At 50.7% G+C, this 4,061-nt stretch carries 6 protein-coding genes and 1 tRNA gene; 3 read left to right on the top strand and 4 right to left on the bottom strand.

Going from position 1 to position 4,061, the window contains the following annotated elements:
• Positions 1-164: 164 nt before the first annotated feature.
• The 4 genes from HMPREF9371_RS12995 to smpB all read right to left on the bottom strand — a co-directional run bounded on the left by HMPREF9371_RS12995 (position 165) and on the right by smpB (position 2,185).
• Positions 165-380 (bottom strand): lipoprotein signal peptidase, encoded by a 216-nt coding sequence (locus tag HMPREF9371_RS12995; protein ID WP_232203108.1) that lies wholly within the window; start codon positions 378-380, stop codon positions 165-167.
• 60 nt (positions 381-440) lie between these two features.
• Positions 441-1,217 (bottom strand): type I methionyl aminopeptidase, encoded by a 777-nt coding sequence (gene map / locus HMPREF9371_RS01795; protein WP_009118116.1) that lies wholly within the window; start codon positions 1,215-1,217, stop codon positions 441-443.
• A gap of 89 nt (positions 1,218-1,306) precedes the next feature.
• Positions 1,307-1,669, bottom strand: a complete 363-nt coding sequence (locus tag HMPREF9371_RS01790; RefSeq protein WP_009118115.1) for a hypothetical protein — start codon at positions 1,667-1,669, stop codon at positions 1,307-1,309.
• A 66-nt stretch (positions 1,670-1,735) separates the two neighbouring features.
• Positions 1,736-2,185 (bottom strand): SsrA-binding protein SmpB, encoded by a 450-nt coding sequence (smpB, locus tag HMPREF9371_RS01785; protein ID WP_269596920.1) that lies wholly within the window; start codon positions 2,183-2,185, stop codon positions 1,736-1,738.
• A 440-nt stretch (positions 2,186-2,625) separates the two neighbouring features.
• Here smpB and HMPREF9371_RS01780 point away from each other — a divergent pair.
• The 3 genes from HMPREF9371_RS01780 (at position 2,626) to HMPREF9371_RS01775 (ending at position 3,996) form a co-directional block, all read left to right on the top strand.
• Positions 2,626-2,716, top strand: a tRNA-Ser gene (locus tag HMPREF9371_RS01780).
• 273 nt (positions 2,717-2,989) lie between these two features.
• Entirely contained in the window at positions 2,990-3,526 is a 537-nt protein-coding gene (locus HMPREF9371_RS12385) for a hypothetical protein (protein WP_156786965.1), read from the top strand.
• The gene (locus HMPREF9371_RS01775) at positions 3,523-3,996 is read left to right on the top strand and encodes an immunity 42 family protein (protein WP_009118113.1); all 474 of its coding nucleotides are present in this window, start codon (positions 3,523-3,525) and stop codon (positions 3,994-3,996) included. The genes HMPREF9371_RS12385 and HMPREF9371_RS01775 overlap by 4 nt, the downstream gene beginning before the upstream one ends.
• The last annotated feature ends 65 nt before the right edge of the window (positions 3,997-4,061 follow it).

Below are 4,061 nucleotides of genomic sequence, written 5' to 3'. Positions count from 1 at the left end.
TCTCGCATCAATTACCTTGTGGGTGGGTTGAATGTCGATTCGACCTAGGGCGTGTGGTCATCATGCTTGCGAAGCGGTTTTTTAGCTTCGCAAATCTGCTGTGCTGCCGAGGCAAAACTTGCCGCTGCCAAACTCACTTGAAGAGGGCGGTTTGACACGCTGCGTCAGTCAAACCAGCCAGCACAGCCAGATTGGACAGCTTGAGACCTTTGCAAAACCTCCAGATGTGGATGCAGTTCAAGGCGTAGCAGCGCAGCGGGCGAAGACATATCACATAGATAGGCAAGCGAGCGAGCAGCACACAACGCAGAAATGCGCCGCAGATGGGGGTTTTGCAAAGGTCTCAGCTTGCGAGCATTTTCTGCCTCCCCTTGGGGGATAACGCTGCAGATGCAGGTTTGGAACAAAAATAACGTCGCAAGGCTTTGTGACGACATATCCTAAGGCAGACCGGTTTTCGGGCTGACGGTCAGAATTTCATAGCCGCTTTCGGTCACCAGCACTTCATGCTCCCATTGTGCGGACAGTGAGCGGTCTTTGGTCACCACCGTCCAGCCGTCGGCCAGAATCCGCAGATGGCGCTTGCCTTGGTTGATCATCGGTTCGACGGTAAAAATCATGCCCGGCTCCAAGCGCAGGCCTTGTCCTTTGCGGCCGTAATGCAGTACCTGCGGTTCTTCGTGGAAGCTGCGGCCGATGCCGTGGCCGCAGAATTCCTGTACCACCGAATAACCGGCGTTTTCCGCCACCTGTTGGCAGGCATGGCCGATGTCGCCCAAGGTGGCGCCGGGCTTTACTGCCTCGATGCCGGCCATCATGCTGGCGTGGGTTACGTCGATCAGCCGTTTGGCCTGCGGGCTGATTTGGCCGACGGCAAACATGCGGCTGGAGTCGCCGTGGAAGCCGTCTTTTTTGATGGTGACGTCGATATTGACGATGTCGCCGTTTTTCAGCGGCTTGTCGTCGGGGATGCCGTGGCAGATCACGTGGTTGACCGAGGTGCAGCAGGATTTGGGGAAGGGCGGGTTGCCGTAATGCAGGGGCGCGGGATAGCCGCCCTGCACATTGATGTGGTAATCGTGAATCAGTTGGTTGATTTCATTGGTGGTGACCCCGGGCTTGACGAAGTCGCCGATGTAGTCGAGCGCTTGTGCGGCCAAACGGCCGAGTTCGCGCATTTTTTCGATTTCTTCAGGGGTTTTGATGATAACGGGCATATCTATTCCATGGATGAATCACACATCAAATCTGAGCGGCCCGAAGCCGGATCAGATTTGAGGCGTGGGATAAGCGGGGAGGGTGCTGTTTATTCGCCGCCGTCTTTTCGGCGGTAGCGCAGGCCGTGGGCGCTGTATTTGGGCGGGATCAGGCTGCTGCGCGCCAACAGCATCAGGCAGCCGGTTACCATCAGCCCCAAAGCAATCAGCGGCCCTTGGTCGAAAATATACTGGCTTTTCAAATAGACTGCGGCGCCGATGTAGATGAGCAGCGGGCCGGAAACAATGCTTTGCTTGTTGATGCCGTCCATCACCAGCACTGCCGCGCCGCCCACAGCCAAGCCGATCGCCAGCAAAGTGGCCGTAGGCGGTAGGATATGGGTGCTTTTTAAAAACCAAATGGCGCCGACGATGATCAGCACCAAGGGAATCAATAAAGAGCTTTGCCGCATGGTTTTCTCTTTCTTTCTGTTTCCAAATGTCGCCAGGCTTTCAGGTAGCCTTTGCCGTGATGGTGTTTAGCGCGCGTGCTTCATCAGGCGCTGTTTTTCACGTTGCCAGTCGGCATCTTTCATGCTTTGGCGCTTGTCGTGCTGTTTCTTGCCTTTGGCCAAGCCTATATCCATTTTGATGTAGCCGCGCCGATAATGCAGATTGAGCGGCACGATGGTGTAGCCGGCCCGCTCGGTTTTGCCGATCAGCTTGTTGGTTTCGGCTTGCTTGAGCAGCAGTTTGCGCTGGCGAACCGGATCAGGCTTGACGTGGGTAGAAGCGGTCGGCAGCGCCGTGATGTGGCAGCCCACCAGATAAAACGCCCCTTTTTTCCAATGAATATAGCTCTCCTTTAACTGCACCCGTCCGGCACGTATAGCTTTGACCTCCCAGCCGTCCAGCACCAAGCCGGCTTCGATTTGGTCTTCGATGAAGTAGTCGTGGAATGCTTTTTTATTGTTGGCGATACTCATAATCGGTGTCTCTTCGCTATAGGCCGCGGATTGTAACAGCAATCATGCCGCAGGAGAAATCGGGCAAAAGAGCAGGCGCTTTTGCTTTGCTCCCGTCCATTCAGATGGTCGCACCTTAGAGGCCGTTGGCGGCACAGAGGCGTGGTATTACGGCATTATGTTGGCTTGGCCAGTCCGTGTGGCTGACCGTTTAAACAGCCGCGTCTGCTGTGTTGGAAGCGTTTACCAGGTGTCCCAAGCTTGCGCGTATTGCGCTTGGTATATAGGCGGTTTTTAATGCTAAAACCGTTTCAGCAACCACGCCGCTACGCCCGCAATAAATTTTAAGAATGCTTGGAAAACGAGCTTGCAGCAGCGTGCCTCGTTTCCGACGCCTCGTACTTCTTCTTAAAAATTGCTTGCCAATATGTAAAAAAGCGGTATAATGCGCGCTTCCGTTAGCCGGAGGTGTGGCAGAGCGGTTTAATGCAACGGTCTTGAAAACCGTCGAGGGTTGATAGCCCTCCGTGAGTTCGAATCTCACCGCCTCCGCCAAGTAAATTAAATAATACCCTGATTTATCAGGGTATTATTTTTATCCGCTCTGGTTTTGGTACCTAATTGGGTACCTAATGCCAAACACTCCCCTCTCACCTCCCCCGTCGGTGTCCCACTTGCCCGCTGACTGTTGGCTTTACCAGCACAGACTATGCAGAGAGCCAATCGGGTACTTCAAATACGGCACTGCTGCCCATAAGCTAACCGACAGCGGTTCCGATCTGCATCCTGTCTCCGGCATACCTTACGCAGAAGGCGATAGGATCGGATGTGCTGAACAGTCGTTATCAAGCGGGTGCAGCCCCTTGGGATATTTGCCGGGTGGCGCAATCAGCATCCGAACAATCTCTCCGTCCGTCCGCCCCAAATCATGTTGGTAACGAACAAACGCCCCGGCCTGTACCGGATCAGGTGATGGCTTCGACGGGAAGTCGCTCTTCGGGAGGAAAAAGTTCTCCTGTTCCAAAACCAACTTCAGTCAATGTCAAAGGATTAGATAATCGGGAAACCCAGCTTGTTTACCAATCTAATGAAAAACACACGGCGGGTATGCGGGGTTGGAATAGACGGGCAGGTAGAGAGCCACAAAACTCGTTAGATTTATTTAAAGAATCTATTCCAGTTTCCGACAGTAAGTTTCGTTTTGCTAGAGATGAATATGGACATATCCATCGTTTTAGCAAGGATAACAATGACCAGTGGCATTGGAGCGGTAGCACCGGAGATATAAGCAGTCCGTTACAACTAGATAATCAAGACAAAGCCAGTCTTAGAAGGCTGGGCTGGAGAGGAAAGGAATTAAGATGATTTTTGGCGATGATGTGGATTTTTTTATTCAATTTGATGTACTTTTCAATAACAATCCATATCCATTGGGCCCACTTAATATATGGATTGATGGGAGAGCTTATCCAGGAAAAGATCCTACGGTTACATTAACTGTTAATGTCTATAATTTAGTAGAAATTTTTTTCGAAGAGATTCTTAATCATCCGTTTAAAGGAAGCAATATTCCATTGGATAAATTAAATTTTGATGCATATGAAATATTCGAAAAAAAGGTAAATGATCAAGATCTTTTTTATTGGGCTACGGAGGGTTTTTGGGATAACGGATTGAGCTTAATGTGTGAAATTGTTGGAGATAGTTTGAGAATTTTTTATAAGCAAGACGATGAGCTATACAGGGAAAAAGTGATACCTTTGGAATATTATAAAAATATCATGATACAACTGGATCAATGGCTGAAAGATGGTTATCCAAAGCAAAATAATTAAGCAACCTATTACCCGTTTCTGACCTTCTAAGCAGGCTACCTGAACAAGCGCTTCGACGCCGAGAA

The sequence above is a fragment of the Neisseria shayeganii 871 genome (assembly GCF_000226875.1).
GTDB classification, from domain to species: Bacteria; Pseudomonadota; Gammaproteobacteria; order Burkholderiales; family Neisseriaceae; genus Eikenella; species Eikenella shayeganii.
Note: the sequence above shows the minus strand (reverse complement) of the source record. Positions and strands in the feature narration are given on the sequence as shown.